Genomic DNA, 25078 nt, shown 5'->3' with positions numbered 1-25078 from the left:
GTCGGGCGGCGATCGGCGCTGAACGCCTCCGCTAGGCTGCACGCCGTGCATCCAGAAGGTGACTACGTGCGTTCCGTCGGGGGCGTCGACACGTTCTGCTGGAACCCGTTGCGCGCCGTGGACGAGGGCCACGAGCCCCGCCTCGTCAACAACTTCGGCGACCTGCTCGGCCCGCTGGTCGTCGAGCTCATGCGCGACGACATCGCACCGGGCCACGTCGCACCGGCGGCGACGAGACGCCTGTTCTCGGTGGGCTCCGTGATGCACTTCGCCCGCAAGGGCGACGTCGTCTGGGGCACCGGGGTGAACGGCAAGGCGTCGAACGGGAGCATCCACGGCGACCAGCGCCTCGACGTGCGCGCCGTCCGTGGCCCGTGGACGGCGGCGTTCATGACGGCCCGCGGCATCGAGGTCCCCGAGGTGTACGGGGACCCGGCCCTTCTGCTGCCCCGCCTCATGCCCGAGCTCGAGACGTGGCGACGGGTCCGCGGCGCAGAGGTCCTCGTGGTGCCCAACCTCAACGACGTCGGCTCGACGCCGTCGGGCGACTGGACGACCCAGCTGCCCACCGAGCCGTTGCGCACCGTCCTGCGCGCCATCGCCGGTGCGTCGTTCGTCGTCGGGTCCTCGCTGCACGCCGTCGTCGTCGCCGATGCCCTGGGCATCCCCGCACGCCTCGTCAGCTCACCCACGGAGCACCTGTTCAAGTACCGCGACTACCTCGCGGGAACAGGGCGCCCGCACACCACGATCGCCCCCTCGGTCGAGGCCGCGATCGCGATGGGCCCGCACGAGCCTCCCCAGGTCGACCTCGACCTCCTGGCCGCGACGTTCCCGAGGGACCTGTGGCAGGCAGGATCGCGTGTGACCCGCCACCGTGACCGCGACATCGGTACCGCGCGGTTCGACGCGGCGCTCCTGACCCGCTGGATGCAGGCGCCCGCGCCGGGGCCGACCCCGTCGGACGTCCTCAGGATGCGCCTGGAGGACCTTCTGGCGGGGCCAGGGGACGTGCACGAGGAGGACGTCCGCGCCATCGCCCAGGAGCACGCGCTCCTCGCGCCCGGCACGGACCACCCCGGCATCGACGGCCCGCTGGCCGACCTGCTCGCCGCCGTCGACCGCGGGGACCTCGAGCAGGTGCGCGTAGCTCGCACGCTCGCGGGTCGCGACCCGCTGTCGGCGGAGCTCCGGGCACATCGCCGTGCGGGCACGGGGTCCGTGCTGTCCGTGGCCGTCGAGGTCAACCAGCTGCACGGCGGCCTGACGTCGCTGGCGCTGGATCTGGTGGGTCGCACGTCCGGACGCCGCTCGTCGTTCCCGGTCCACCTGTTCCCCATGCATCGTCGCCAGTGGCACCTGGACCTGGACGTCCTCGTCGTCCCGCCCACCGACCAGCCGGAGGCGTGGGACGTCCACGTCGTCGCGCGCCACGAGACCCTCGGGGACCTTCGCGCACCGCTCGAGCACCCCGGGGCGCGTCGCCTCGGTGTCGCACCCGGGCCGCGCGGGACCGACGAGCCCCGCCCCTGGGTCCTCGCCGAGAACGCCCTTGCAACGACGTCGACCGAGGACTGAGATGCCCCGCCTTTTCGCCTTTCCGTCGTGGCGCGACAACCCCTACCTGAACATGCTGTACCTGGCCGCCCGCGGTGCGGGATGGGTCGTCGAGGGTGGGACGACGCTGGACACCCTCGTGCGCAGCACGTCCGACTACCGTGACGGCGACGTGCTGCACGTCCACTGGACCTCGCCGGTCTGCCAGCGTGCGCAGTCGCGCGACGAGGCCGAGGAGAACCTCGCCCGGTTCACCGCGATGCTCACCTCCCTGCGCAGCCGGGGTGTCCACCTGATCTGGACCGTCCACAACACGCTCCCCCACGAGACGCCGTACCGGGATCTGGAGATCCGGCTGAGCGAGACGCTCGGCAGGCTCGCCGACCGGGTGATCCAGCTCAACCGGCAGACCGTCGACGCCGTGGCCGACGAGTACACCCTCCCGTCGGCCAAGGTCGCCACCCTCGCGCACTCGTCCTACGCGGGCGTGTACCCGTCCCAGGTGACGCAGCACGAGGCCCGCGATCGCCTCGGGATCCCTCGTTCGTCACCGACCATCGGTTTCGTCGGCCAGATCAGGCCGTACAAGGGGATCGAGACGCTGCTCGCGGCTGCCGGCACCGTCGCCGAGGAGGTGCCGGACCTGACAGTCGTGCTCGCCGGGAAGGCCCAGCCGGACGTGGCTGCCGCCCTCGAGGAGCAGATCCCGCTGGGGGTGCGGGTCGTGCGCCGCTACGAGTTCGTCGACGACCGCGACCTGCAGACCTGGTTCCGCGCGTCCGACCTCATGGTCTTCCCCTACCAACGCGTCCTGAACTCGGGAAGCGTCCTGCTCTCGGCGACCTTCGCCCGGCCCTGCCTGCTCCCCAACGAGCCGCACCTCGTCGGGGAGTTCGGGAACCAGGACTGGGTCAACTTCTTCCACGCCCGGGACGGCGCCCCGGCGCTGGCCGCGTCGGTCGCCAAGGCCCTCGGGCGAGCGCGGAGCACCCGGTTCGACGCCGAGCGCTTCGCCCGCTCCTACACGCCGTACGACATGAGCCGCGACTACCTGACCATCCTGCGCGGCGTGGTCAGCGGTGCAGACCACGCTCCAGCCGACGCAGTGCGCGACGAGGCAGCGGCGGGCGCCTGACGACCGTCACCGGCACGAGGCCGCGCTTCTTGCGCCGCACGGTGAGCGGCCCCCACCGCGTCACGTCCCGGACGACCGACGGAGCATCGACCAGCAGCGGGACGTAGACGGTGCCGAGCCACGTGCTCACCTCGAGCTCCACGGCCCAGGTGCCTTCGCTGGCGAGGTCCGACCGGGTCACGACGACCCGACGCGTCCGGCTCCCCTTCTCCGCCTCCACGACGTCGAGCGGGCGGCGCGTCGACGGGCGACCCGGCTTGACCACGGTGAACGTCGCTCCTGCCGGAACCGGCCCCGGCAGGTCGACCACGATCTCCGCCGATGCCGACGCCACGCGGTACGAGCTCACCGTCACCGGCGCCGGGATCGTGGGCCGCTCGCCGACCAGCAGCGAGAGGTCCCCGGCGGCGAGCGACTCCCGGAGGCGGCGGGCCGGCGCCGACTCGTCGTCCGTCGCCGGTGGGCGCAGGACGTCGGCGAGGGGCCGCACGAGGTCGAGGAGGCGGGCGGCGACGGCGGCGTCGAGCGGGGCGGGCGTTGCCAGGAGCGCAGCCACGAGGTGCCGGTCGGCGAAGGCCCGGAGCGACGCGGAGGACATGTGACCGCTGCGGTGCAGCTCGGCGAGGACCTCCGCCGCACGCACCGCGCCCAGCGGCACGGGGGCGACGTCCTCCTCTCCCGTCGTGAGGAGGACCGCGCGGGCCAGGTCGACACGACCGCCCCGGACCAGGGTGTAGACGGCCTGGCGCTCGACCTCGGTCCGGTCCCACTGCCGGGCCCGCACGCCGTGCAGGTGCTGGTCGAGCAGTGCGCAGACGTCCGGCTCCACGGCCCCGGCCCCCTCGGGCTCCCGCACGAACCTGCGCACATGGACCCAGCCGTCCGAACCGAGGAACAGCGACCAGTAGACCGCCGCGAGCCCCTCGTCCCCCGCACCGGCCACGAGCTGTGCGCAGACGAGCTCCTGCGACAGGTAGCTGGCCGCGCTCGTCGACGACCCTGCGCGCGAGGTCATCGACGACGCCCCCGGGCGCTCGCGGTACAGGTACACCACGTCGGGGACGACGTCGATCGTCCGGGCAGCGAGGAGTGCGGTCGTCATCGGGACGATGTCGTTCGATCGCGGGACGCTCGGGAAGGCGATGGCGTTCTCGACCCAGAAGTCCCGTCGGAACATGCGGTTCCAGCATGCCCGGTTGCGCAGGAGTGCCGGGAGCTCGGCGATGGTGATCCCGGCACGCCGCTCGGTGAACACGTTCCACCGCGCCGTCGGGCTCCACGTGCGCATCGGCGAGAACTTCAGGAAGTCGCCGACCACCATGTCCGAGCCGGAGCTGGACAACGACGAGAGCATCGCCTCGAGCGCGCCGGCCGGGACGAGGTCGTCTCCGTCGCAGAACACCAGGAACTTCCCCCGGGCGAGAGCGGCGCCGTAGTTGCGTGCCTGCCCCCCGCCCGACCCCGTCGACCGCACGACGCGCAGCCGTGGGTCCGTGAGCGCGCGGCTCGTGACCCGCTCCCACGTGTCGTCCGTCGACCGGTCGTCCACCACCACGACCTCGAGGGCGACGCCCTGGTCGTCGAGCAGGCTCGACAAGCACTCGTCGACCCACTCGCCGACGTCATGGGTCGGGACGACGACGCTCACGTCGGGCTCACCGCCCGGCCACACCTGCTCCTCACCCACGTCCCAGCTCCTTCTTGATGCTCTCGACGAGCTCGCGCATGTGTGCGTCCGTCGCAGCGCGCACGCGCTCGAGGCCGTCCGCCGGCACCTGCGGACGCGCCTCGAAGCGCTCGACCAGGTCCGGCGCGGCGAAGTTGGTGAGCAGCGCGCCGAGCCCCAGCCGCTCCATGAAGTTGCGGTTCTTGTTCGTCCCGACGAGGACGAGGGAAGGGATGCCGTACATCGTCGCGACGACGCTGCCGTGGAACTTCATGCTCGCGAGAGCGGTGCAGCCCCCGATCGCCCGCGTGAGGACGGAGAGGTCTTCGCTGTGCACGAGCTCCTTGCCCGGGACCTCGAGGCGGTGGCTGTCCTCCAGGTCGCGCTGCCCCACCTCGCCCGTGCCGAGGACGATGTGCCGGACGCGCCACCCCTCGGACTGGGCGTGCGCGGCGAGCTCACGCAACCGGGAGTAGTCGTCCGGGACGTCACGTCGCGGACGGAACCGTGTCACGACACCGAGGACCGGAGGGCCTTCCGGCGGATCGACGGCTGGAAGGGAGAGGCTGCACACGATGTCCGGCGCGACGCGCACGTCGATCTCGGGGGACACGTTGGCCCGCAGCCAGGCTGCGGCCTGGTCGTCCCTGACGCCCAGGAACCGCACGCTGGGGTGCGTGAGGAAGGCTCGGTGCCGCCGGATGGCCTGGGCCTTGGGCCGCCGCGCGTTGGCCCCGGTGTACTGGGGGACGCCGATGCCCACGACGAACACGGGCTTCTCGAGGAACGCCGGGTGGAAGTACCGCGAGTCGTGCGCCCAGGGCTGCACGATGTCCCCCCCGCCGACGACGATCGCATCGACGTCGTCGACGATGTCGCGCACGGGTCCGTCGAAGTAGGGACGCTTCATGCTCGACGCGAGCACCCGCAGCTCGAAGTCCGCTCCCAGGTACTGCTCGAAGACCTCGAGGAAGAGCTCGTCACCGTAGTTGCCGGCACCGAAGAAGCCGGCGAGACCGATGACGGGCCTCCGCCGGGGGACGAGAGCACGCCGCGTGCGGCGCCAGCGGCGGCGGAGCGCGCGGTGAACTCGTTCAGGCGTCAGCAAGAGATCGTCCCCTCCGTCGGGTCGTCTGTGCGGCGTGATGTGCGGTGGAAGGATACGGGTCCCCCGCGGCTGCGGTCCCGCCTCCTACCTCCGGTCCCGCACCTCGCGCGCGACACGGGCAAGCACGCGACGGTCCGCCAGCGCACGGAGCCCCGCACCGGTCCTGCCGCGCGCGTGCTCCCACGGTCCCGTGAGGCGCAGGCGCCGCAGCGCGGCACGTCGACGGCGCCTGCGGCCCTCGCGCGCCGCCCTCCTCACGAGCTGGTCGAGCCACCCGGCGCCGGCAGCCCGAGCGGCGACGCGCAGGCGGCGCACCGCCGTCCGCCGCGGAGCGCCGTGCGCGCCCGCGTGGAGAAGTCCGTGGAGCGTGACGACGTCGTCGCGCAGGTCCCCCACGGAGGGCAGGGGACCCCCTCCGTCGAGGGGCGCGCAGGAGGTCTCGACGACCGCACGCGCCAGGGGGTCGGGGACGTCCGCCGTGACCTGCGGGACGACGAGACCGCGAGCACCCGTGAGGCGGGCGCAGAGGAGGAGGTCGCCCCCCGGCTCGCCGACGACATGGTCGGGGACCAGCTCCAGGGCGTCGAGGACCGGCTCGCCCCCCGCGGCCAGGCGCGTGCTCGATCGCAGGCGTGCCGCAGCCGACCGGGCCGCCGCCGGACCGATCGTCAGCACGCTCCCGGGCTCTGCCCACGGAGCCCGTGGGACGAGTCCCGAGGGGTCCACGACCTCGACGCGGCGCCCCGGGAGCACGCGGTGGACGTCGTCGACGACGTCGAGCGCGACCAGCCGCTCGATGCGGCCGGCCAGCCCGGTGCGCGCCGGCCCCGCGGCCCACACCACACCTGCCGGTGCCGTGACGAGCCCGACGACGTGGGCGTCGGGGTGCAGGAGGTGCAGGACGGTCGCGGGAGGCGCGGGAGGTGTCTCGACGACCAGCGTGGTGACGCGGTCGACGCCGAGGGCTGCGTGGATCGCGCTCCCCAGGCCACGACCCTCGAGGTCGCGCTTCCGCCAGCCCACGGGGTGGTGCGGCGGATCGATGCCGTGCAGGTCGACGACCCGCGCGAACGCGGCGAGCGCCCCGGCGAGCCGCGGGTCCTCGTGCGGGCGTGGGCGCACCTCGGCGGCGACGTCGCGGCTCGCCACCAGGAGCACGACGTCGTCGTCCCAGGCGCCGGCGCGCGTCGCGGCAGCCGCGGCGAGGATCGAGACCGCGCTGGTCACCACGACCACCGCGGTCACGGGCGACCCCCTCGTCCCGCGTGACGCAACGCCTGCAGGAGCTGCCGCTCGGGCGGCGCGAACTCCCGGACGGCTGCGGCGAACGTGTCGTCGTCGGGCCGGGCGAGGAGGTGGCAGGAGCCCTCGAGAAGCCGGGACTGCAGGGCGCGGCTGAGCCTGCCGCGCTTCTCCACGTGGAACGCCACGATCCGGCAGGCTCCGTAGGCGGCCCGTCGGCCGTACGCGGCCACCCCCGCCCGCGCAGCGAGGTCGAGGACCTGGTGGTAGGCGGGCAGGAAGTCCAGCAACCGCTCCTCCCCCGCCTGCGTGAGAGATCCGGACCCGGCAGTCCGCCGGTAGAAGTAGGCGGGTGCGTCCACGACGGTCACGTCGGGCGCACCGAGGTGCAGGCGCCAGAACCACGGTCGGTCGGACGCCGTGCGCAGCGTGACGTCGAACGGCAGGAGCGCGGGGTCGAGGCGGGTGACGTCGTAGATGCCCGCCCAGAGGTAGGGGTAGTCGACCAGGGCACGGCCGCCGCTGTCGCCGATCCCCTCCCGGGCGTCGGCGACCGCACCACGCACGTGCCACGGCGCCCGCTCGAGGGTCCTCCGGTAGCCGTCGACACGGACGTGGTCCGTCCGGACCACGCTGGCGCCGGTGCGCTCGGCCGCCGCCACGAGGGCCGCCAGGCGGCCTGGTGCTGTCCAGTCGTCGACGTCGAGGAAGGTCAGGTACCTCGCGTCCAGGACCTCGAGCGCCAGGTTCCGCGCGTGCGCCGCGCCAACCTGCCTGTCGGCACGGACGACGTGGAGCACGGACAGGTCGCGCGCGGCGGCGTCGAGCAGGTGGGGGGTCTCGTCGGTCGAGTGGTCGTCGACGACTACGAACCGTGCACCGTCGAGGGTGTTCGCCCTGACGGTGTCGAGGAACGTGGGCAGGTGCCGGGCCGCGTCGCGTACCGGGACCACGACGTCCACCAGGTGCATGCCGCTCCCCTCGCCCGCCCGACGGGCGTCGGGCGGGCACAGCCTAGGATGCTCGGGGCCCGGAAGGACGCGTTGGGAGGACGGCATGCACGAGTCAGGACGCTCCGCCCCGAGGACGGTCGTGGTCGTACCGGCACGCGGCGGTTCCCAGGGGGTGCCCCTGAAGAACCTCCGACGGGTGGGAGGTCGCTCGCTGCTGGCCCGGGCGGTCACGACCTCGCTCGCGGCGCCGTCGGTCGACCTCGTCGTCGTCAGCACGGACCATGCGCAGATCGCCGAGGAGGCGCGGCTGTCCGGTGCCCGGGTCGTCCACCGCCCCGCGGACCTCGCCGGCGACACGGCGACGTCGGAGTCGGCGGTGCTGCACGCTCTCGACGCGCTCGCCGCGGACGGCATCGTCCCCGAGGTCACCGTGCTGGTGCAGGCCACGAGCCCGTTCATCGACCCGGCCGCGCTCGAGCGAGCCGTGCGCAGGGTGCTGGACGGCCACGACGACGCAGTCCTCGCCGCTGCGCCGACCCACGCCTTCACGTGGCGTGACGACGCCGGCCGGGCGGTCGCGGTCGGGCACGACGCGTCGCACCGTCCGCGGCGCCAGGACCGCGAGCCGCTGTACCGGGAGACCGGCGACTTCTACGTCATGCGCACCGCCGGGCTGCGCGAGGCGGGGCACCGGTTCTTCGGCCGCACCGCCCTGGAGATCGTCGCGGAGGAGGCAGCCGTCGAGATCGACTCGCTGCTCGACCTCGCCGTGGCCCAGGCGCTCGCCGCACACGTCGACGCCGCCGGCACGCTGGACGTCGATGCCGTGGTCACGGACTTCGACGGCGTGCACACCGACGACCACGCCCTCGTGGACGGCTCAGGACGCGAGTTCGTCCGCGTGCATCGCGGCGACGGGCTCGGCGTCGGACACCTGCGGGACGCGGGGATCCCCCTGCTCATCCTCTCCAAGGAGCGCGACGCGGCGGTCGGGGCGCGCGCGCACAAGCTGGGCGTCGAGGTGCAGCAAGGAGTCGACGACAAGGCGTCCGCGCTGCGGGTGTGGCTCCGGCAGAACCGGCTGGACCCGAGGCGCGTAGCCTACGTGGGCAACGACATCAACGACCTGCCTGCCATGGAGCTGGTCGGGTGGCCGGTCGCCGTCGCGGACGCCCGTCCGGAGGTCCTCGCGGCCGCCCGGGTCGTGCTCGCCTCGAGCGGCGGCCACGGTGCCGTGCGGGAGGTCGCGGACCGCGTGCTCCGCGCCCGTGGCAGCAGGTCGTAGCCCCAGCCCGACGCGGCGCGACCCCACACGGTGCCCGGGCGCGGTAGCGTCACCCGGTCCTCACCACGCAACGAAGGAACACGCATGAGCAACGGCATCGCCCCGGTCGCGGTCGGCGAGCACCTCGTCGGCGACGGCCAGCCCGTCTACGTCATCGGCGAGATCGGCCTCAACCACAACGGTGACGTCGAGATCGCGAAGCAGCTGATCGACGTGTCCGCCGAGGTCGGCGCGCAGGCCGTGAAGTTCCAGAAGCGCACGCCCGACATCTCCACGCCGATGGCCCAGCGCGACCAGATCCGTCAGACGCCCTGGGGTGAGATGACGTACCTCGAGTACCGCTACCGCGTGGAGTTCAGCCGCGAGCAGTACGAGGAGATCGGCGCCTACGCCGCGAGCAAGGGCCTGCAGTGGTTCGCCTCCCCGTGGGACGTGCCCTCCGTGGACTTCCTCGAGGAGCTCGACGTGCCGGTGCACAAGGTCGCCTCGGCGTCCGTCACCGACCTCGAGCTGCTCGCCCGCCTCGCGGCGACCGGCAAGCCGGTCATCCTGTCGACCGGCATGTCGACGCTCGAGCAGATCGACGCCGCGGTGGAGACCCTCGGCACCGACAAGCTGATCATGATGCACGCGACGTCGACGTACCCCCTCCCCCCGGAGGAGGCCAACCTGCGCATGATCACCACGCTCAAGGAGCGCTACCAGGTCCCTGTGGGCTACTCCGGCCACGAGAAGGGCCTGCAGATCTCCCTCGCGGCGGTCGCGCTCGGCGCCGTCACCGTGGAGCGGCACATCACGCTCGACCGCACGATGTGGGGCTCGGACCAGGCGTCCTCGCTGGAGCCCACCGGGTTCGGGCACCTCGTGCGCGACATCCGCATCATCGGGCAGGCCATGGGCGACGGCGTCAAGAAGGTCTTCCCCGGCGAGCTCGCACCGCTGTCGCGCCTGCGCCGCGTCGGCGCCTGACCGGTACGACCGCAGGACCGTGGACCGCGACTCGACCCGGGCGCTCACGCGCGCCTGGGTCGAGTCGCCCCTGCAGCTGCTGAGCGTGCTCGACGGTGCGCACTGCGGCCGCTGGGGCGGTCCGACCCTGGTGCAGCACCGTACCGACGTCCCGGCGCTGACCGCCCTGGTCGAGGCGCTCGCACCGCGGGTCGACCCGTCGCTGGTCACGCTCCGCCCGTCCGCGTGCCCCTGGACCGGTCGTGGCACCTGGGTCGTGGGCGACGCCTTCTCCGGCCGGGTGCAGGCCCGCGCGGCGGCCGGGATGCTCCCCCGGGTGGTCGTGACCGACGACGGGCTGGCCACGCTGCACCTGCTGGACCTCCTCGCGCAGGGAACGGACGCGCCCCTGGTCCGTGCACGCGCGACACCGCACCCGGTGCGCCGCGCGCTGGCACGCCGCGTGCACCGGGCGTTGGCCGCGGCCCGGTCGCTCGAGGTGGTGACGGCGCTGCCCGTGCCACCCGGGACGCGAGCGGCAGCGGAGGCCTCGGGGTTCCTCGTCCACCAGCACGACTACGCCTGGGCCTCGACCCTGGCGCAGGGCGACGCACCGCCGGAACAGCTCGTGGTGGTCGGGGCGGCACTCGCCGCCGACGGCCTGGTGAGGCCCGACGCCTACCGCGCCCGCATCGCCGACCTGGCGCAGGAGCACGGACCGCTCGCGTACCTGCCGCACCGACGGCAGGACCCCGCGACGCTCGCCGCCCTGGGCTCCCTCCCCGGCGTCCGGGTGCACCACGCCGACCTGCCCGTCGAGGTCGCCCTGCTCGCCCTCGCACCGGGAACCCGTGTGCGCTGCCTGCCGTCCACCCCGGCCCTCACCCTCGGCGGGCTGCTGCCCGCGCGGGGGGTGTCGGTGGAGGTGGACCTGATCCCCGAGGAGTGGTGGATGCCTGGCTCGGAGGGCTTCCGCGCCCACCTGGCACGTGTGCGCGAGGACTGGCGATGACGGCCCGGCTGCTGGCGGTCGCGGACTCGGACTCGTACGTGAAGTGGGCGGCGGCGACCGTCGACCGGCTCGCCGGAGCGTTCGACGGCCGGCTCGTCGTGGTGCGCAGCCACCTGACGCCCGGCACCGACCAGCTCGGGCACGCCGTGGCAGGGACCACGTCGGTGGCCCACGCGGTGCCGGTGCTGGCGCTGCCCGGCCTGCTCGACCTCGTGCGTCGCACCCGGCCCGACGTGCTCCTCGTCGCCGCGACCGGGCCGATCGCCCAGGTGGTGATCCGCGCCGTGCGGCGCCTGTCGCCCCGGAGCGTCGTCGTGACGGGCCTGCCCGGCATGTCCGTGCCCGCCACCGAGCTCGCGCTGAGGTACCGGCAGGGCGCCGACGCCTTCGTCGTGCACTCGCAGCGCGAACGACGCGAGTTCGCGGCGCTCGCCGAGCAGATCGGCACGCCGGTCCACCTGCTCGTGCACCGGCTGCCGTTCCTCGTGACGCCCGGCGGCTCCGAGCCCGTCCACGACCCCCGGCCGGTCAGCCGTGTCGTGTTCGCCCCGCAGGCGAAGTTCCCCGAGGCCGCCGAGGAACGCCGCGCCGTGCTCCTCGCCCTCGGCCGGCTCGCCGCCGCGCGCCCCGCGCTCGATGTCGTCGTCAAGCTCCGGGCGCTGGCCGGGCAGGAGCAGACCCACCGGGAGGAGCACCCGTACGACCTGCTCCGCGACGAGGTCGTGGACGCGCCCGGCGTCGGCGCGGTCCGGTTCCTCACGGGGCCGATGCGCGACGTCCTGGTGCCCGGCACCGCGCTCGTGACGGTCTCGTCGACAGCCGTGCTCGAGGCCGTCGACCTGGGCCTGCCCGCGCTCGTGCTCGCCGACTTCGGTGTCGGCGACCACAACCTGACCACCGCGTACCGGGGCAGCGGCCTGCTCGGCACGCTCGACGACCTCGCCGCCGCACGCTTCGCCCACGCGTCGCACGCCTGGCTGGCGGACAACTACTTCCACACCGCTCCCGACGAGCTCGTCGGCGTGCTGGACGCTCTCCGGGCGGCGCGGGTGCCGCGACGACCGACGGGCGCCCCTGTCGGCGGAAACCGTCGCATCGCTCGAGAAGTGGTGCGCACCAGCCTGCCGCAGCCCGCTGTGCGTCGGATCGGTCGACAGGTCAGACGGGCCATGGCCTGGCGCGGGGCGGTCACGCGTGCCGTCAGCTCCGGCGCCGCCGCGCTCGGCGTCGCACCGGACCCGCAGCTCGTGCACGTCATGCAGGACGAGCGCCCGCACCAGGGTCCGCACGCACGCATCGAGGATCCGTCGTGAGCGGACCGGACCTCGTGGTCGTCGGCGCCGGGCTGTTCGGGCTGACGGTCGCCCGGCGGTGCGCAGAGGACCTGGGCCTGCGGGTGCTCGTCGTCGACCGGCGCGACCACGTGGGCGGCAACGCGTACTCCGCGCACGAGCCGAGCACGGGCATCGAGGTGCACCGGTACGGCGCGCACCTGTTCCACACCTCGAACGAGCGGGTCTGGGAGTACGTCAACCGGTTCACGGCGTTCACCCGCTACGAGCACCGGGTCTGGGCCCGGCACCGCGGCGAGATGTTCCCGCTGCCCTTCAGCCTGGCGACGCTCAACCAGTTCTTCCGCACCGCGCTGGGGCCGGCGCAGGCGCGCGCCCTCGTGGCGGAGCAGTCCGCCGAGGTGCAGGGGGTGCCCGCCAACCTCGAGGACAAGGCCGTCTCGCTGATCGGCCGCCCGCTGTACGAGGCGTTCGTGCGCGGGTACACGGCCAAGCAGTGGCAGACGGACCCGCGCGAGCTGCCGCCGGAGGTGATCACCCGCCTGCCGGTGCGGTGGACCTACGACACGCGGTACTTCGACGACCGCTACCAGGGCCTGCCGGTCGACGGGTACGGGGCGTGGTTCGCGCGGATGGTGGACCACCCGCGCATCGAGGTCCGGCTCGGCACGGACTTCCTCGACCCGGCCCAGCCGGTGTCGCGGGCGTCCGCCGTCGGGCAGGTCCCGGTCGTCTTCACGGGCCCGCTGGACCGGTACTTCGACGACGTCCACGGGCCGCTGTCGTGGCGGACGCTGGACCTCGAGCAGGAGGTGCTCCCCGTGGGCGACCACCAGGGGACGTCGGTCGTCAACCACGTCGACCTCGACGTGCCGTGGACCCGGGTGCTCGAGTTCCGCCACTTCCACCCCGAGCGCCTCTACCCCGACGACGCGACGGTGGTCGTCCGGGAGCGCTCGCGCTGGGCGGGCCGGGACGACGAGCCGTACTACCCGGTCAACGGCACGAGCGACCGGGAGCGGCTGCTGGCCTACCGCGCCCTGGCCCGCGAGGAGCGGGGCGTGCTGTTCGGCGGACGGCTCGGCACGTACCAGTACCTCGACATGCACATGGCGATCGGGTCGGCGCTGACGGCGGTCGACAACGTGCTCGCCCCCCGGCTGGTCCGGTCTGCGGCGGTCTGAGCAGGTCGCCGTCCCCGGCGCTGTCTGATCTGCACAAGTCCGTTACCACGTCCGCGCGTCGGTGACGCCCAGGACGGTCGGACGTTCTCTACGATCGTCGTCGTGCCCGATCGCCATGCCGCTCCCGCGCGCCCGGACGGCCCCCGCCACGCCCGCACCCTGCGCTCGCGCACCGTGCTGCGCGGACTCGCGCTCACGGTCGTCGCAGTCCTGGCGTTCGGCGCCACCTCCGCGGCTGCGGTGTGGGTCAAGCTCTACTCCGGTGTGACGACGGTCGACGTCTCCGGTCTGGTGACCCCGATCGGCGAGGAGGAGAGCAACGACCCGGACGACCCGAACGCCGGCAACGACCTCAACATCCTCGTGATGGGCTCCGACCAGCGCGACGGCGAGAACGCCGCTCTCGGTGGCGACGTGGCGGGCATGCGCTCGGACACGACGATCGTCATGCACATCTCGGCGGACCGCACCCGCGTCGAGATGGTGTCGATCCCCCGGGACTCGATGGTCGACATCCCGGCGTGCATCGTCTCCCCGGACGGCGCGACCACCGGTGCCGAGTTCGGTCAGTTCAACGCCGCCTTCGCGTACGGGGCCGACCTCGGTGGCAGCATCGAGTACGCGGCGGCCTGCACGATCCAGACGGTCCAGAACAACACCGGGGTGAGCATCGACGAGTTCGTGGTCGTGGACTTCTCCGGCTTCGTGCAGATGATCGACGCCCTCGGCGGCGTGCAGATGTGCATCCCGCAGGACATCTACTCCGAGAAGGCCGACAACCTGACGCTCTCGGCGGGCACCCAGACCCTCGACGGGTACACCGCGCTGCAGTACGCCCGGGCGCGCACGGGCACCGGCCTCGGCGACGGGTCGGACACCAACCGCCTCGGCCGGCAGCAGCAGCTCATCGCCTCGATCATGCAGTCGGTGCTCTCCAAGAACATGCTCACCGACCTGGGCCAGCTGATGACCTTCGCCCAGGCCGCGACGTCGACGCTCACGCTGTCCCCCGATCTTGCCTCGCTCGACACGATGGCGGGGATCGCCTACAGCCTGCGCGGGGTGCGCACCGAGAACATGACGTTCATGACCATCCCGTTCGCCGCGTGGTCGGAGAACAAGAACCGCGTCATCTGGACGAGCGAGGCGGACGCGATCTGGGCGAACATGGCCGCCGACGTGCCGATCGTCGCGCAGCCGGAGCCCGCGCCCACGCAGACGTCGGCACCCGGCGGTGACGCGGGTGCCCAGCCCGACCCCGGCGCCGGGACCGGCACGGACGTGGAGACGCCGGCCGCCCCGTCCCCGTCGGCCACCAAGACGCCGGGCAAGGACGCGTTCTCGGCAGCCGACATCAGCACCTCGTGCTGATCCCGACCACGACCCGAGGCTGACCGATGCCCCCCGCACGCCCGTCCGACGACCAGCCGCCGGCGTTCCGCCCCGAGAGCGGCAGGCGGCGCCCGGATGCGTCGGACGCCCGCACGGTGGGCGACGGCGCTCCCGTCTCCCCGTCCCGCCCACCGGCCCCGCGCCGCACGACGGGAGCCCCGGCACGGCCCGCGGCGCGGCCGATCCCCACCGGGGAGCGCCGCCCGGGGACCGTCCCGCCGCCCGCGCCGAACCCGCGCGCCCGCAGCGCTCAGCCCGCCGCGGGCACCGACCCCGGCCCTGCCACCCGCGTCGGCCCACCCGCCGGGCTCCAGCCCCCGGCACGGTCGGCGACCGGCCGGGCCACGGGCCGCGCCACCGGGGCACCGGTGCGTCCGCAGGGCCGTCCCGCGCCCGCACGCCCCGGTCCCCCGGCCGGGCCACCGCCGGCGGGCGGCGCGGCGACCGTCCGCGACCCGCGCCGTCGCCGACGCCTGGCGCGCACGGTCGTCGTGCTGCTGCTCGTCGCGCTCCTCGCCTGGCCGGTGGGGCTGCTCGTCTGGGCGAACGGCAAGATCCAGCGCACCGACGCCCTGTCTGGCGCGAGCGGCACCGACGGGACCACGTACCTGCTCGCCGGCTCCGACGCCCGGGGCGACGGCGGCGTCGCCGAGGACGGCACCACGGGCCAGCGCACCGACACGATCCTCGTGCTGCACGTGCCCGCGTCCGGCCCGACGGCGCTGATCTCGCTGCCCCGTGACACCTATGTCGAGGTCCCGGGCAACGGACCGGCCAAGCTCAACGCGGCGTACGCGTGGGGCGGCGCGCCTCTGCTCGTGCAGACCGTCGAGGGACTCACCGGCCTGACCGTCGACCACTACGCCGAGATCGGCATGGGCGGTGTCTCGCAGATCGTCGACGCCGTCGACGGCGTGAACCTCTGCTACGACGCGGACGTGGACGACCCCGACTCGGGCATGGTCTGGACGGCCGGCTGCCACGACGTCGACGGCACCCAGGCCCTGGCGTTCGCCCGCATGCGCAAGTCCGACCCGCAGGGCGACGTCGGCCGTGCCCTACGTCAGCGCCAGCTCATCGGCGCCGTCATGGGCAAGGTCTCCCCCGGCGCGCTGGCGGTGCGCCCGGGCCAGCAGGTGTCCCTCGTGGACGCGGGCACCGCAGCCCTCACGACGGACGAGGACGCGAGCATCGTCGACCTCGGCCGGCTCGCGCTGGCGTTCAAGGCCGCCAACGGCGCGGACGGGATCACCGGCACCCCGCCGATCTCGAGCATGGACTACCGGCCGGGCGGCATCGGCTCCACGGTCCTGCTGGACCCGGACCTGACGCCCGCGTTCTTCGCGGACATCCGTGACGGCGCCCTCCCCGCGGGTGAGGTCGGCGGCATCCCCGGGTCCTGACGGCTGCCGCCGCTGCCGTCCGCGACGGCTTCCTCCGCCGGTACGGTCACGACGTGCGGCCACCGCCGCCGGGCTGGTCGCCCTGCCGCGACCCGGACGGGTGCGACCCGTGCGCGACCGGTGCCCGTGGGCCCGCCGGCCGGTCGGCGTCCACGATGTTCAGCTGCTCGGCCGTCTCGAGGGCGCGGGGGCCGTGGTTGAGCCGGAAGAGCAACCGGTCGCGCAGCGACGTCAGGCAGCGCTCGCTCCCGCGGCGCAGGCGCGGCGCCCAGGGCGCCTCGACCAACCGCTGCACGGCCCAGGCGAGCAGCAGCGAGACGAGCATCGCGGCGGCGAGGGCCGCCCACGCGGGGGCGTCGCGGTCGACCAGCAGGTCGATGACGTACAGGCCCCAGTACTGGTGCACGAGGTACAGCGGGTAGGTCAGGGCGCCCGCGGTGGCGAGCCAGGGCCGGTCGATCCGGGCGAGCGGCGTCAGGGCCACCAGTGCCACCAGGGCGACGCAGGCGGCGACCCCCACGGCCAGGCCTGCGGCCGACGGCACGTACTCGGTGACGCGGGAGAGCACGGCCGTGCGCGACGGGGCGATGAGGTAGGCCGCCAGGGCGGTGTTGGCGCCGACGACGAGCCACGGGACCAGCGCGTGACCGTCGCGGTACACCAGGTACAGCGCCATCCCGGCCGCGAAGAGCGGGGCGTAGTGCGAGATCAGCAGCTCGGCGAGCTCGGCCGAGCCGAGCTTCTCCGCGAGCAGCGCGGCGGGCGGCCACAGGAGCGCGAACGCCAGCACCCGGCGCCGGGTCACGCCGACCAGCACGAGCACGCCGATGAGCAGGTAGAACCGCAGCTCGGTCCACAGCGTCCAGTACACGCCGTCGACGTGGGGCACGCCGAACGCCGACTGGAGCATCGTGAGGTTCACGGCGACCTGCCCGGCCGTGACGTCCTTGCCGGCGGGCCAGATCCACAGCAGCAGCGCCCCCGTGAGGAGCACGGCCACCCAGTACGAGGGGTACAGCCGGCCGATGCGTGACGCCACGACCGACACCGTCGTGCGGTCCCACGCGGTCATGAGGATGACGAACCCGGAGATCACGAAGAACAGCTCCGGCCCCAGGGAGCCGTAGGACGTCCACGCGCCGGCGCCGCGCAGCAGCTCGGTCTGCTCGGGACCCCACGACGAGGCCGTCCGCCCCGTGAAGTGGTAGACGACGACGGCCACCGCGGCGACGAGCCGCAGCGCGTCGAGCGACACCAGCCGAGGAGCACGCGGGCGGGCGGCGTCGGCGGGTCCCGACGTCGTCGGCGTCCCGTGCGGGGCGGGCGGTGCAGCGGTCACCGTGCCGAGGCTAGGCCCTGGGCGGCCGACCCGCAGGTCGTCCAGGACGCCCGCCGCGGGGTCGTCCCGGCGGCCGGTCAGGCGCCGAACCCGGTCGTGGGGCGGCCCGAGGCACGGGCCCGCAGGCGCGCGCCCTTCGCGTCCGCCTGCGCGCGCAGGTCGTCCTGGAACGCGAGCATCGCGGTGCGCAGGCGCTCGGCCTCGGCGTCCGTGCCGGCCGCGAGGATCCGCACGGCCAGGAGCCCGGCGTTGCGGGCCCCGCCCACGGACACGGTCGCGACGGGGACGCCGGCGGGCATCTGCACGATCGAGAGCAGGGAGTCCATGCCGTCGAGGTGGGCGAGCGGGACGGGCACCCCGACGACGGGCAGGGGCGTGACGGCGGCGAGCATGCCCGGCAGGTGGGCGGCGCCGCCGGCCCCGGCGACGACGACGCGCAGGCCCCGCTCGGCGGCCGTGCGGCCGTAGGCGACCATCTTGTCGGGCTGCCGGTGCGCGGAGACGACGTCGACCTCGACCGGCACGTCGAACTCGGCGAGCGCCTGCGCGGCGGCCTCCATGACGGGCCAGTCGGAGTCCGAGCCCATGACGATGCCGACGAGCGGCGCGGGGGTGGGCGGGGTGCTCATGCGTCCTCCGTGGGTGCGTGGGCCGCGCGGTGCTCGCCGCGCAGCAGGGCTGCGGCCGCCCGCGCGCGGGCGCGCACGTCGGCCAGGTCGTCGCCGGCGACGGTCACGTGGCCGAGCTTGCGGCCCGGCCGCACGTCCTTGCCGTACAGGTGCACCTTGGCGGCGGGGTCGGTGGCCAGGACGTCGGCCAGTGCGTCGGTCGGGGCGTCGAGCGTGCTGCCGAGCACGTTCGCCATGACCGTCCACGGGGCCCGCGCGGCGGTCGCGCCGAGGGGCAGGTCGAGCACGGCGCGCAGGTGCTGCTCGAACTGGCTGGTCACCGACCCGTCGATGGTCCAGTGCCCGGAGTTGTGGGGGCGCATCGCGAGCTCGTTGACGAGCACGCGCGGGGCGCCGCCGTCGGGGTCGTCGACCTCGAAGAGCTCGACGGCGAGGACGCCGGTGACGTCGAGCCCCTCGACGACGCGGCGGGCGACGTCGAGCGCCTGCCGGGCGGTGCCCTCGTGCAGGTCGGGGGCGGGGGCGACGACCTCGTCGCACACCCCGTCGGTCTGCACGGACTCCACGACGGGCCACAGCGCGACCTCGCCGGACGGGCGCCGGGCGACGAGCGCGGCCAGCTCCCGGCGGAACGGGACGAGCTCCTCCGCCAGCAGCGCGGGTCCGGTGCCGGCCTGCGCGGCCGCCAGCCAGTCGGCCACGTCGGCGGGGTCGGAGACGACGCGCACGCCCTTGCCGTCGTACCCGCCGCGGGCGGTCTTCACGACCGCCCGCCCGCCGACGTCCGCGAGGAACGCGGCGAGCGCGGCGGCGTCGGCGACGGGGGCCCACCGCGGGCACGGCACGCCGAGCGCGGTCAGCCGCGTGCGCATGACGATCTTGTCCTGCGCGTGCAGCAGGGCGTGCGGGGCCGGGCGCACGGGCACCCCGGCGGCGAGGACGCCGTCGAGGACGGGTCCGGGCACGTGCTCGTGCTCGAACGTGAGCACGTCGGCACCCTCGACGAGCGCACCGACCGCGTCGGTGTCGGCCGCGGCCCCGACGGGGGCGTCGGCGACGGCCTGGGCGGCCGACGACCCGGCGGCCTCGACGAGCACCCGCAGGTGCACGCCCAGCGCGGTCGCGGGTCCGGCCATCATGCGGGCGAGCTGTCCGCCGCCGACGACGGCGACACGGGGAACGGTCACGGGCGTCGAGCGTAGCCGAGCCGCGCGCGCGTCCCGGCGACGGTCCGCCGGGACGACGGGCCCGCGACGCACCGGGCCGGCGGTCGGGTCAGGGCACGGCCGCCTGGACGACGCGCCCGCTGCCCTGCACGTGCAGCGCGCCGTCGTCCGCCGTCACGAAGGCCGCCTGCCCGCCGAGGAGCGCGATCTCGTCACCCGTCGCGGTCTGCAGGCGCACGTCCCCGTCGAGGCACAGCACGACGCGGGGACCGCCGCCGGGCACGCGCGCCGGCCGGGCGTCCTCGGCGCGGGTCACCGACAGCTCGAAGTCGTCGACCGGGGCGTAGAAGACGTCGGTCGCGTCGAAGGCGTGCTCGGGGGCGATCCGGATCGGCGGCGCGGCGACGCAGTCCACCGCGCGCAGCAGCTCGGGCACGTCGACGTGCTTGACGGTCAGCCCGGCGCGCAGCACGTTGTCGGAGTTGGCCATGAGCTCGACGGCCAGCCCCGACAGGTACGCGTGCACGGCCCCCGCGGGGACGAAGAACGCCTCCCCCGGCTGGAGCGTGACGGGGTTGAGCAGGACGGCGGTGATGGCGCCCGGGTCCCCGGGGTGGGCGGCGGCCAGCAGCTCGACCGCGTGGTCGGTGCGCGGCGAGGGCGACCCCTCGAACCGGCGGCGGCGGAACAGCGCCGCGAGGTCCGCGACCTCCTCGGGCGTCGGGCGCGTCTCGCGCGAGACCAGCTCCGTGAACGCGGCCCGCATGCCCTCGGACGTCGGGTCCTCGAGGATGGTCTTGTGCAGGCGCCTGGCCACGGGGTGGTCGAGGCCGGCGAGGATCTCCGCCGCCCGGCGCGGGGCCCGGAAGCCCACGAGCGCCTCGAACCGGGTCAGGGCGTACACCAGCTCGGGCTTGTGGTTGCGGTCGCGGTAGCTGCGGGCCGGGTCGTCGAGCGCGACGCCGCGGGCGTCCTCGGCGGCGTAGCCCTCGTGGGCGAGGTCGACGCTGGGGTGGACCTGCAGCGACAGCGGCTGGGCCGCGGCGATGAGCTTGAGCAGGAAGGGCAGCTGCGCGCCGAACCGCGAGACGACGTCGGGGCCGAGGGCACCGTCGGGGTCGGCGGCGAGCGCGACGTCCAGGGGCGTCCCGTCATCCCCCAGGCCCGAGGGCGCGGACGGGTGGGCGCCGAACCACGCCTCCGCGACCGGCCGCCCGTCGGGCGCGGCGCACAGGATCTGCGGGATGGCGGTCGGCGAGCCCCACGCGTAGTGCTGCAAGGCCGGGTGCAGTCGCTGCACGTGGTCCCTCCTGTCGACGAGTCCCCACACCCTACGGTCCGGCCCGGTCGCTCCATGGCCGCCCCGCGGGCGAAATGTCCCGGTGCGTCCGCGTCAGCGCCGCCGGTCCCGGCGCACCGAGACCACGGCACCGCGCGGCAGCACCACGTCCGGTCGCAGCGACGCGGGCACACCGGACAGGAAGAGCGCGAACACCGCCGGCCGCCGCTGCGCGAGCTCGAGGCGACCGCCGTCGGCGTTCGCCAGGTCGCGGGCGAGCGCGAGACCGAGGCCGGTGCCCGCGCCGGACGTCACCTCGCGCTCGAAGATCCGGGGCGCGAGGTCGTCCGGGACGCCCGCGCCCTCGTCGCCGACCTCGACGACCACGGCGCCCGACGGCCCGCCGCTGCGGGCCCGGACCGTCGTGGTGCCGTCACCGTGCTTGAGGGAGTTCTCGATGAGCGTGGCCAGCACCTGGGCGAGCGCACCGGGGGTCGCGAGCACCTGCGTCGCGCCGTCGACCTCGACGACGAGACGGCGGCCCGCGGCCTGGAAGGTCGGCCCCCACTCCTCCTCCTGCTGGCGGACCACCTCGAGCAGCCGGAGGGCCTCGGTGGTGCCGCCCTGCGCACGCCGGGACCGGGTCAGCAGGTCGTCGACGACGAGCACGAGCCGCTCGACCTGCTCCAGGGAGATGCGCGCCTCCTCCCGGACCTCGGGCTCCCCGGACGCGAGCATGATCTCCTCCAGTCGCATGGTCAGCGCCGTCAGGGGCGTCCGGAGCTGGTGGGAGGCGTCGGAGGCGAACTGCCGCTCGGCCGCGAGCCGGCCCGCCATCCGGTCGGCGGACCGCGCGAGCTCGGCGGCGACGAGGTCGATCTCCTCGACCCCCGACGGCTCGAGCTGCGGGCGCACCTGCCCGGAGCCGAGCTGCTCCGCGGACGCGGCGAGGTAGACCAGGGGCGCGGCGAGCCGGTTGGCCTGCCAGATCGCCATGGCGATGCCGGCGGCGAACGCGACCACGGCGGCGACGACGACGAGGAGGATCACCTGGGCGGAGACCCAGAAGACGTCCCACCACGACGCGTAGAGCATGACGGTCGCCCCCGTCGAGGACGACAGCCGCTCCACCGAGACCGTGCGCCCCTCGATGGTCGGCCCGGCGCGGAAGATCTCGCCCTCGGCGGTCGTGACGATGACGAGGGCCTGGATGTCGTCCTCGCCACCGATGCTCGTCTCGAGCATCCGGTCGGTCAGGTCGATGCCCTGGTCGAGGCGGAAGTCGACCGAGCGCGAGAGGTTGTCCGCACGGGTCTGCAGCCCGCCGACCTCGTTCTCGCGCACGAGCTGCGCACCGAGGAAGGCCAGGGGGAAGCCGAGGAGGACGACCGCGACGGTGACCGCCGCGATCGTCGCCTGCAGGACGCGACGACGCACCGGTCAGGTCCGGTCGGCGCCGCTCGCACCGGTCTCGAACCGGAACCCCATGCCGCGCACGGTCGTGACGTAGCGCGGGGCGTTGGCGTCGTCGCCGAGCTTGCGGCGCAGCCACGACACGTGCATGTCCAGGGTCTTCGTCGAGCCGGTCGGGTCCGAGCCCCACACCTCGCGCATGAGCGTGTCGCGCGAGACGACGGTGCCGGCCGCGGCGACGAGCACGCGCAGCAGCTCGAACTCCTTGGCGGTCAGGTGCAGCTCGCGGTCACCCTGGAACGCGCGGTGCGCGGCGACGTCGACGCGCACGTTCTGCGCGTGCAGCTCGTCCTCGTCGGCGGGCTCGCCGACCGTGCGCCGCAGCAGCGCCCGGACGCGGGCCAGGAGCTCGGCGAGCCGGAAGGGCTTGGTGACGTAGTCGTCGGCACCGGCGTCCAGGCCGACGACGAGGTCGACCTCGTCGGCCCGCGCGGTGAGCACGAGGACGGGCGTGGTCAGGCCCTGGGCGCGGATGGCGCGCGCGACGTCGAGGCCGTCCATGTCGGGCAGCCCGAGGTCGAGCACGACGAGGTCGGCCGAGCCGGCACCGTCGATGGCGCCTTGACCCGTGCCTTGCACACGCACGTCGTACCCTTCACGTCCCAGTGCCCGAGCCAAAGGCTCGGCAATCGCCGGGTCGTCCTCCGCCAGAAGCACCTGGGTCATGTCGGCAATGCTAGGTCACGACTCGGTCGGGCACCCGCGCCCTGGGTCCCGGATGTCCCGGCGCGTCGTGACGGACGTGCACCCGGGGGTGGACCGGGCCGCCCCGCAGGTCCGACCGCGGGTGCACGACGGCGCGCACGGGCCCGCCTACGCTCGACGCGTGACACGCTGGGAACGGGTGCTGCGGTGGGAGGAGCGCCACCGCCTCGCGGTCGACGCCACGCTCGCCGCCGCGCTCGCACTGGTGGCCGTACCGTTCGCGGCGGACCTGACCTACGGCGACGCCGGCGGCACCGCCGCGTCGTTCTTCCTCGCCGCGGCCCTGGTGACGCCCCTCGCGTGGCGACGTGTGCGTCCCGAGCTCTCGGCGGCGCTGGTGTACGCCGCGGGCCTCGCCCAGCTCGCGCTCGGGATCCCGCTGCTGCTGCCGGCCGACGTCGCCGTCCTGCTGGCCCTGTACTCGGTGACGGTGCACGGGAGCCGCTGGGCCTACCGACTGGCCCTGTGGGGGTGCCTCGCGGGGACCGCCGTGGTGGCCTGGAGCGGCGGCGGGGGCGCCGGCGGGGCGGCGTTCGTGTCGGTGTTCCTGTGGTCGATCACGGGGAGCGTGTGGGCGTTCGGGCTCGTGCGGCGCAGCCGGCGCGAGACGCTCGAGGCCCTCGTCGACCGCGCCGAGCGCCTCGAGCGCGAGCGCGACCAGCAGGCGGTCATCGGCGCCGCCGCGGAGCGCGCGCGCATCGCACGCGAGATGCACGACATCGTGGCCCACTCGCTGTCGGTGATGATCGCGCAGGCCGACGGCGGCCGGTACGCCGCCGCCGCCGACCCGGGGGCCGCGACGCGCGCGCTCGGCACCATCGCCGAGACCGGACGCGCCGCACTGACCGACATGCGCCGCCTGCTGGGGGTCCTGCGGGCCGACGACGTCGTCCCGGACGCCGACCCGGGTGTGCTGCCCGGGGCCCGGCCCGGCACGGTCGACGGCACCGCACCGCCGGAGCGTCCCGCGGCGACGCTCGTCCCGACCGCCCCCCAGCCGGCCGCGGACGACGTCGAGGGGCTGGTCACCCAGCTGCGGGCCAGCGGCATGCGGGTCTCGCTGGTCCGCCTCGGCACCTCGCGCCAGCTGCCGCCCGGTGCCGGCCTGACGATCTACCGGATCGCGCAGGAGGCCCTGACCAACGTGCTCAAGCACGCCGGGCCCGACCCCACCGTCACCGTGCTGCTCCAGTGGCGCCCGGCGACCGTGAGCGTCGAGGTGTCCGACGACGGGCGCGGCGCGGCCGCGGGAGGCGACGGCCTCGGCCAGGGGCTGCGCGGCATGCGGGAGCGGGCCGCGATGTTCGGCGGCACGGTCACCGCCGGCCCCCGGCCCGGCGGCGGGTACCGCGTGCGTGCCCAGCTGCCCACGCCCGACGCCCGCGGACCCGCCGACGCCCCTGCCCCCGCCGCGGAAGGAACCCCCGCATGACCACCGAGCACCACGGCCGCACGCTGCCCCCCGCGCACGGCGCCGGACCGCACCTCCACGACGGGCCGGGCCTCGACGACGGGCCGGGTGTCGTGCACGTCGGGCTCGTCGACGACCAGCAGCTCGTGCGCGCCGGGTTCCGCATGGTCATCGACTCCCAGCCCGACCTGCGCGTCGTCGTCGAGGCCGGCGACGGCGCCCAGGCCGTCCGCGCCCTGGACCCCGTGGCCCGGGCCGGTGGCGAGCGCGTCGACGTGGTGCTCATGGACGTGCGCATGCCCACCATGGACGGGCTGACCGCGACCGAGCAGATCGTCGCCCGCGGCACCCCCGCGCACCCCGCCCCGCGCGTCATCGTGCTCACCACGTTCGACCTCGACGAGTACGTCCTCGCGGCGATCCGCGCCGGCGCCAGCGGGTTCCTGCTCAAGGACGCACCGCCCGAGGAGATGCTCGCCGCGATCCGCACCGTGCACCGCGGCGACGCCGTCATCGCCCCGTCGAGCACGCGGCGCCTGCTCGAGCACCTCGTCACCGCGCTGCCCGAGGACGCGCCCGCCGACGCCGACGACCCGGCCCGGCGCGCGGTCGCGGCGCTGACGGACCGCGAGCGCGAGGTCCTCGTGCTCATGGCCCGGGGCCGGTCCAACACGGAGATCGGCCGGGACCTGTTCGTCGCGGAGGCCACGGTCAAGACGCACGTGGGACGGATCCTGGCCAAGCTCGGGGCGCGGGACCGGGTGCAGGCGGTCGTCGTGGCCTACGAGACGGGTCTGGTCCGCCCGGGGTCGTAGGGACGGACGCCGGTGGCGCCGGGCGTGCGACCTCGGCGGACGCGGTGTGCGACCACGGGATGACGTGCCCGCGGACGGGCCGCG

General features: G+C 74.7%; 21 protein-coding genes. 11 read left to right on the top strand and 10 right to left on the bottom strand.

Annotated features, from left to right (window positions below):
- Positions 1–66: 66 nt before the first annotated feature.
- Entirely contained in the window at positions 67–1578 is a 1512-nt protein-coding gene (locus tag FBY24_RS13700) for a polysaccharide pyruvyl transferase family protein (RefSeq protein ID WP_142161402.1), read from the top strand.
- Between the two features lies 1 nt (position 1579).
- Positions 1580–2692 (top strand): glycosyltransferase family 4 protein, encoded by a 1113-nt coding sequence (locus FBY24_RS13695; RefSeq protein ID WP_142161400.1) that lies wholly within the window; start codon positions 1580–1582, stop codon positions 2690–2692.
- On the opposite strand, the gene FBY24_RS13690 is transcribed toward FBY24_RS13695, so the two are convergent.
- The 4 genes from FBY24_RS13690 to FBY24_RS13675 form a co-directional block, all read right to left on the bottom strand.
- Positions 2631–4379 (bottom strand): glycosyltransferase family 2 protein, encoded by a 1749-nt coding sequence (locus FBY24_RS13690; RefSeq protein ID WP_142161398.1) that lies wholly within the window; start codon positions 4377–4379, stop codon positions 2631–2633. The two genes, FBY24_RS13695 and FBY24_RS13690, sit on opposite strands and share 62 nt — an antisense overlap.
- Positions 4372–5466 carry a polysaccharide pyruvyl transferase family protein gene (locus tag FBY24_RS13685; RefSeq protein ID WP_160158516.1) on the bottom strand — a complete coding sequence of 365 codons (1095 nt, stop codon included), beginning with the start codon at positions 5464–5466 and terminating at the stop codon, positions 4372–4374. Before FBY24_RS13685 ends, FBY24_RS13690 begins: the two co-directional genes overlap by 8 nt.
- Positions 5467–5550: 84 nt before the next feature.
- Positions 5551–6711 (bottom strand): hypothetical protein, encoded by a 1161-nt coding sequence (locus FBY24_RS13680; RefSeq protein ID WP_142161394.1) that lies wholly within the window; start codon positions 6709–6711, stop codon positions 5551–5553.
- The gene (locus tag FBY24_RS13675) at positions 6708–7679 is read right to left on the bottom strand and encodes a glycosyltransferase family A protein (RefSeq protein ID WP_160158515.1); all 972 of its coding nucleotides are present in this window, start codon (positions 7677–7679) and stop codon (positions 6708–6710) included. The genes FBY24_RS13680 and FBY24_RS13675 overlap by 4 nt, the downstream gene beginning before the upstream one ends.
- An 85-nt stretch (positions 7680–7764) precedes the next feature.
- On the opposite strand from FBY24_RS13675, the gene FBY24_RS19280 reads away from it, so the two are divergent.
- The 7 genes from FBY24_RS19280 (at position 7765) to FBY24_RS13640 (ending at position 16177) form a co-directional block, all read left to right on the top strand.
- Positions 7765–8946: an acylneuraminate cytidylyltransferase gene (locus tag FBY24_RS19280; protein ID WP_142161390.1), complete on the top strand. Its 1182-nt coding sequence runs from the start codon at positions 7765–7767 to the stop codon at positions 8944–8946.
- Between the two features lie 84 nt (positions 8947–9030).
- Entirely contained in the window at positions 9031–9915 is an 885-nt protein-coding gene (locus FBY24_RS19275; RefSeq protein ID WP_142161388.1) for an N-acetylneuraminate synthase family protein, read from the top strand.
- 19 nt (positions 9916–9934) lie between these two features.
- Positions 9935–10906: a hypothetical protein gene (locus FBY24_RS13660; protein ID WP_142161386.1), complete on the top strand. Its 972-nt coding sequence runs from the start codon at positions 9935–9937 to the stop codon at positions 10904–10906.
- Positions 10903–12219 (top strand): DUF6716 putative glycosyltransferase, encoded by a 1317-nt coding sequence (locus FBY24_RS13655; protein WP_142161384.1) that lies wholly within the window; start codon positions 10903–10905, stop codon positions 12217–12219. Before FBY24_RS13660 ends, FBY24_RS13655 begins: the two co-directional genes overlap by 4 nt.
- On the top strand, positions 12216–13382 hold the full coding sequence (glf, locus tag FBY24_RS13650) for a UDP-galactopyranose mutase (protein WP_142161382.1): 1167 nt from the start codon (positions 12216–12218) through the stop codon (positions 13380–13382). Before FBY24_RS13655 ends, glf begins: the two co-directional genes overlap by 4 nt.
- Positions 13383–13484: 102 nt before the next feature.
- On the top strand, positions 13485–14753 hold the full coding sequence (locus FBY24_RS13645) for an LCP family protein (protein WP_142161381.1): 1269 nt from the start codon (positions 13485–13487) through the stop codon (positions 14751–14753).
- A gap of 512 nt (positions 14754–15265) precedes the next feature.
- Positions 15266–16177 (top strand): LCP family protein, encoded by a 912-nt coding sequence (locus FBY24_RS13640; protein WP_255432395.1) that lies wholly within the window; start codon positions 15266–15268, stop codon positions 16175–16177.
- 46 nt (positions 16178–16223) lie between these two features.
- Here the strand turns inward: FBY24_RS13640 and FBY24_RS13635 are convergent, their stop codons facing one another.
- From FBY24_RS13635 to FBY24_RS13610, 6 genes are all read right to left on the bottom strand, one after another.
- A complete protein-coding gene (locus tag FBY24_RS13635) occupies positions 16224–17516 on the bottom strand; it encodes an acyltransferase (RefSeq protein WP_160158514.1) in 1293 nt (430 codons plus the stop codon).
- A gap of 77 nt (positions 17517–17593) precedes the next feature.
- The gene (gene purE, locus FBY24_RS13630; protein ID WP_142161377.1) at positions 17594–18145 is read right to left on the bottom strand and encodes a 5-(carboxyamino)imidazole ribonucleotide mutase; all 552 of its coding nucleotides are present in this window, start codon (positions 18143–18145) and stop codon (positions 17594–17596) included.
- A complete protein-coding gene (locus tag FBY24_RS13625) occupies positions 18142–19332 on the bottom strand; it encodes a 5-(carboxyamino)imidazole ribonucleotide synthase (protein WP_370510992.1) in 1191 nt (396 codons plus the stop codon). The genes purE and FBY24_RS13625 overlap by 4 nt, the downstream gene beginning before the upstream one ends.
- Positions 19333–19420: 88 nt before the next feature.
- Positions 19421–20611: a mannose-6-phosphate isomerase, class I gene (manA, locus tag FBY24_RS13620; RefSeq protein WP_142161373.1), complete on the bottom strand. Its 1191-nt coding sequence runs from the start codon at positions 20609–20611 to the stop codon at positions 19421–19423.
- Positions 20612–20704: 93 nt separating this feature from the next.
- Positions 20705–22027, bottom strand: coding sequence for an ATP-binding protein (locus tag FBY24_RS13615; protein ID WP_142161371.1), 1323 nt, complete (start codon positions 22025–22027; stop codon positions 20705–20707).
- Between the two features lie 3 nt (positions 22028–22030).
- Positions 22031–22729 (bottom strand): response regulator transcription factor, encoded by a 699-nt coding sequence (locus FBY24_RS13610; protein ID WP_140458530.1) that lies wholly within the window; start codon positions 22727–22729, stop codon positions 22031–22033.
- 160 nt (positions 22730–22889) lie between these two features.
- Here FBY24_RS13610 and FBY24_RS13605 point away from each other — a divergent pair, with 160 nt between their 5' ends.
- Positions 22890–24200, top strand: a complete 1311-nt coding sequence (locus FBY24_RS13605; protein WP_142161369.1) for a sensor histidine kinase — start codon at positions 22890–22892, stop codon at positions 24198–24200.
- Complete coding sequence (locus FBY24_RS13600; protein WP_142161367.1) at positions 24197–24994, top strand: response regulator transcription factor; 798 nt, start codon at positions 24197–24199, stop codon at positions 24992–24994. The genes FBY24_RS13605 and FBY24_RS13600 overlap by 4 nt, the downstream gene beginning before the upstream one ends.
- Positions 24995–25078: the final 84 nt, after the last annotated feature.

Source organism: Cellulomonas sp. SLBN-39, from assembly GCF_006715865.1.
Taxonomy (GTDB): domain Bacteria; phylum Actinomycetota; class Actinomycetes; order Actinomycetales; family Cellulomonadaceae; genus Cellulomonas.
The sequence above is the reverse complement of the archived record's forward strand: the minus strand, read 5'-3'. Positions and strand labels throughout refer to the sequence as shown.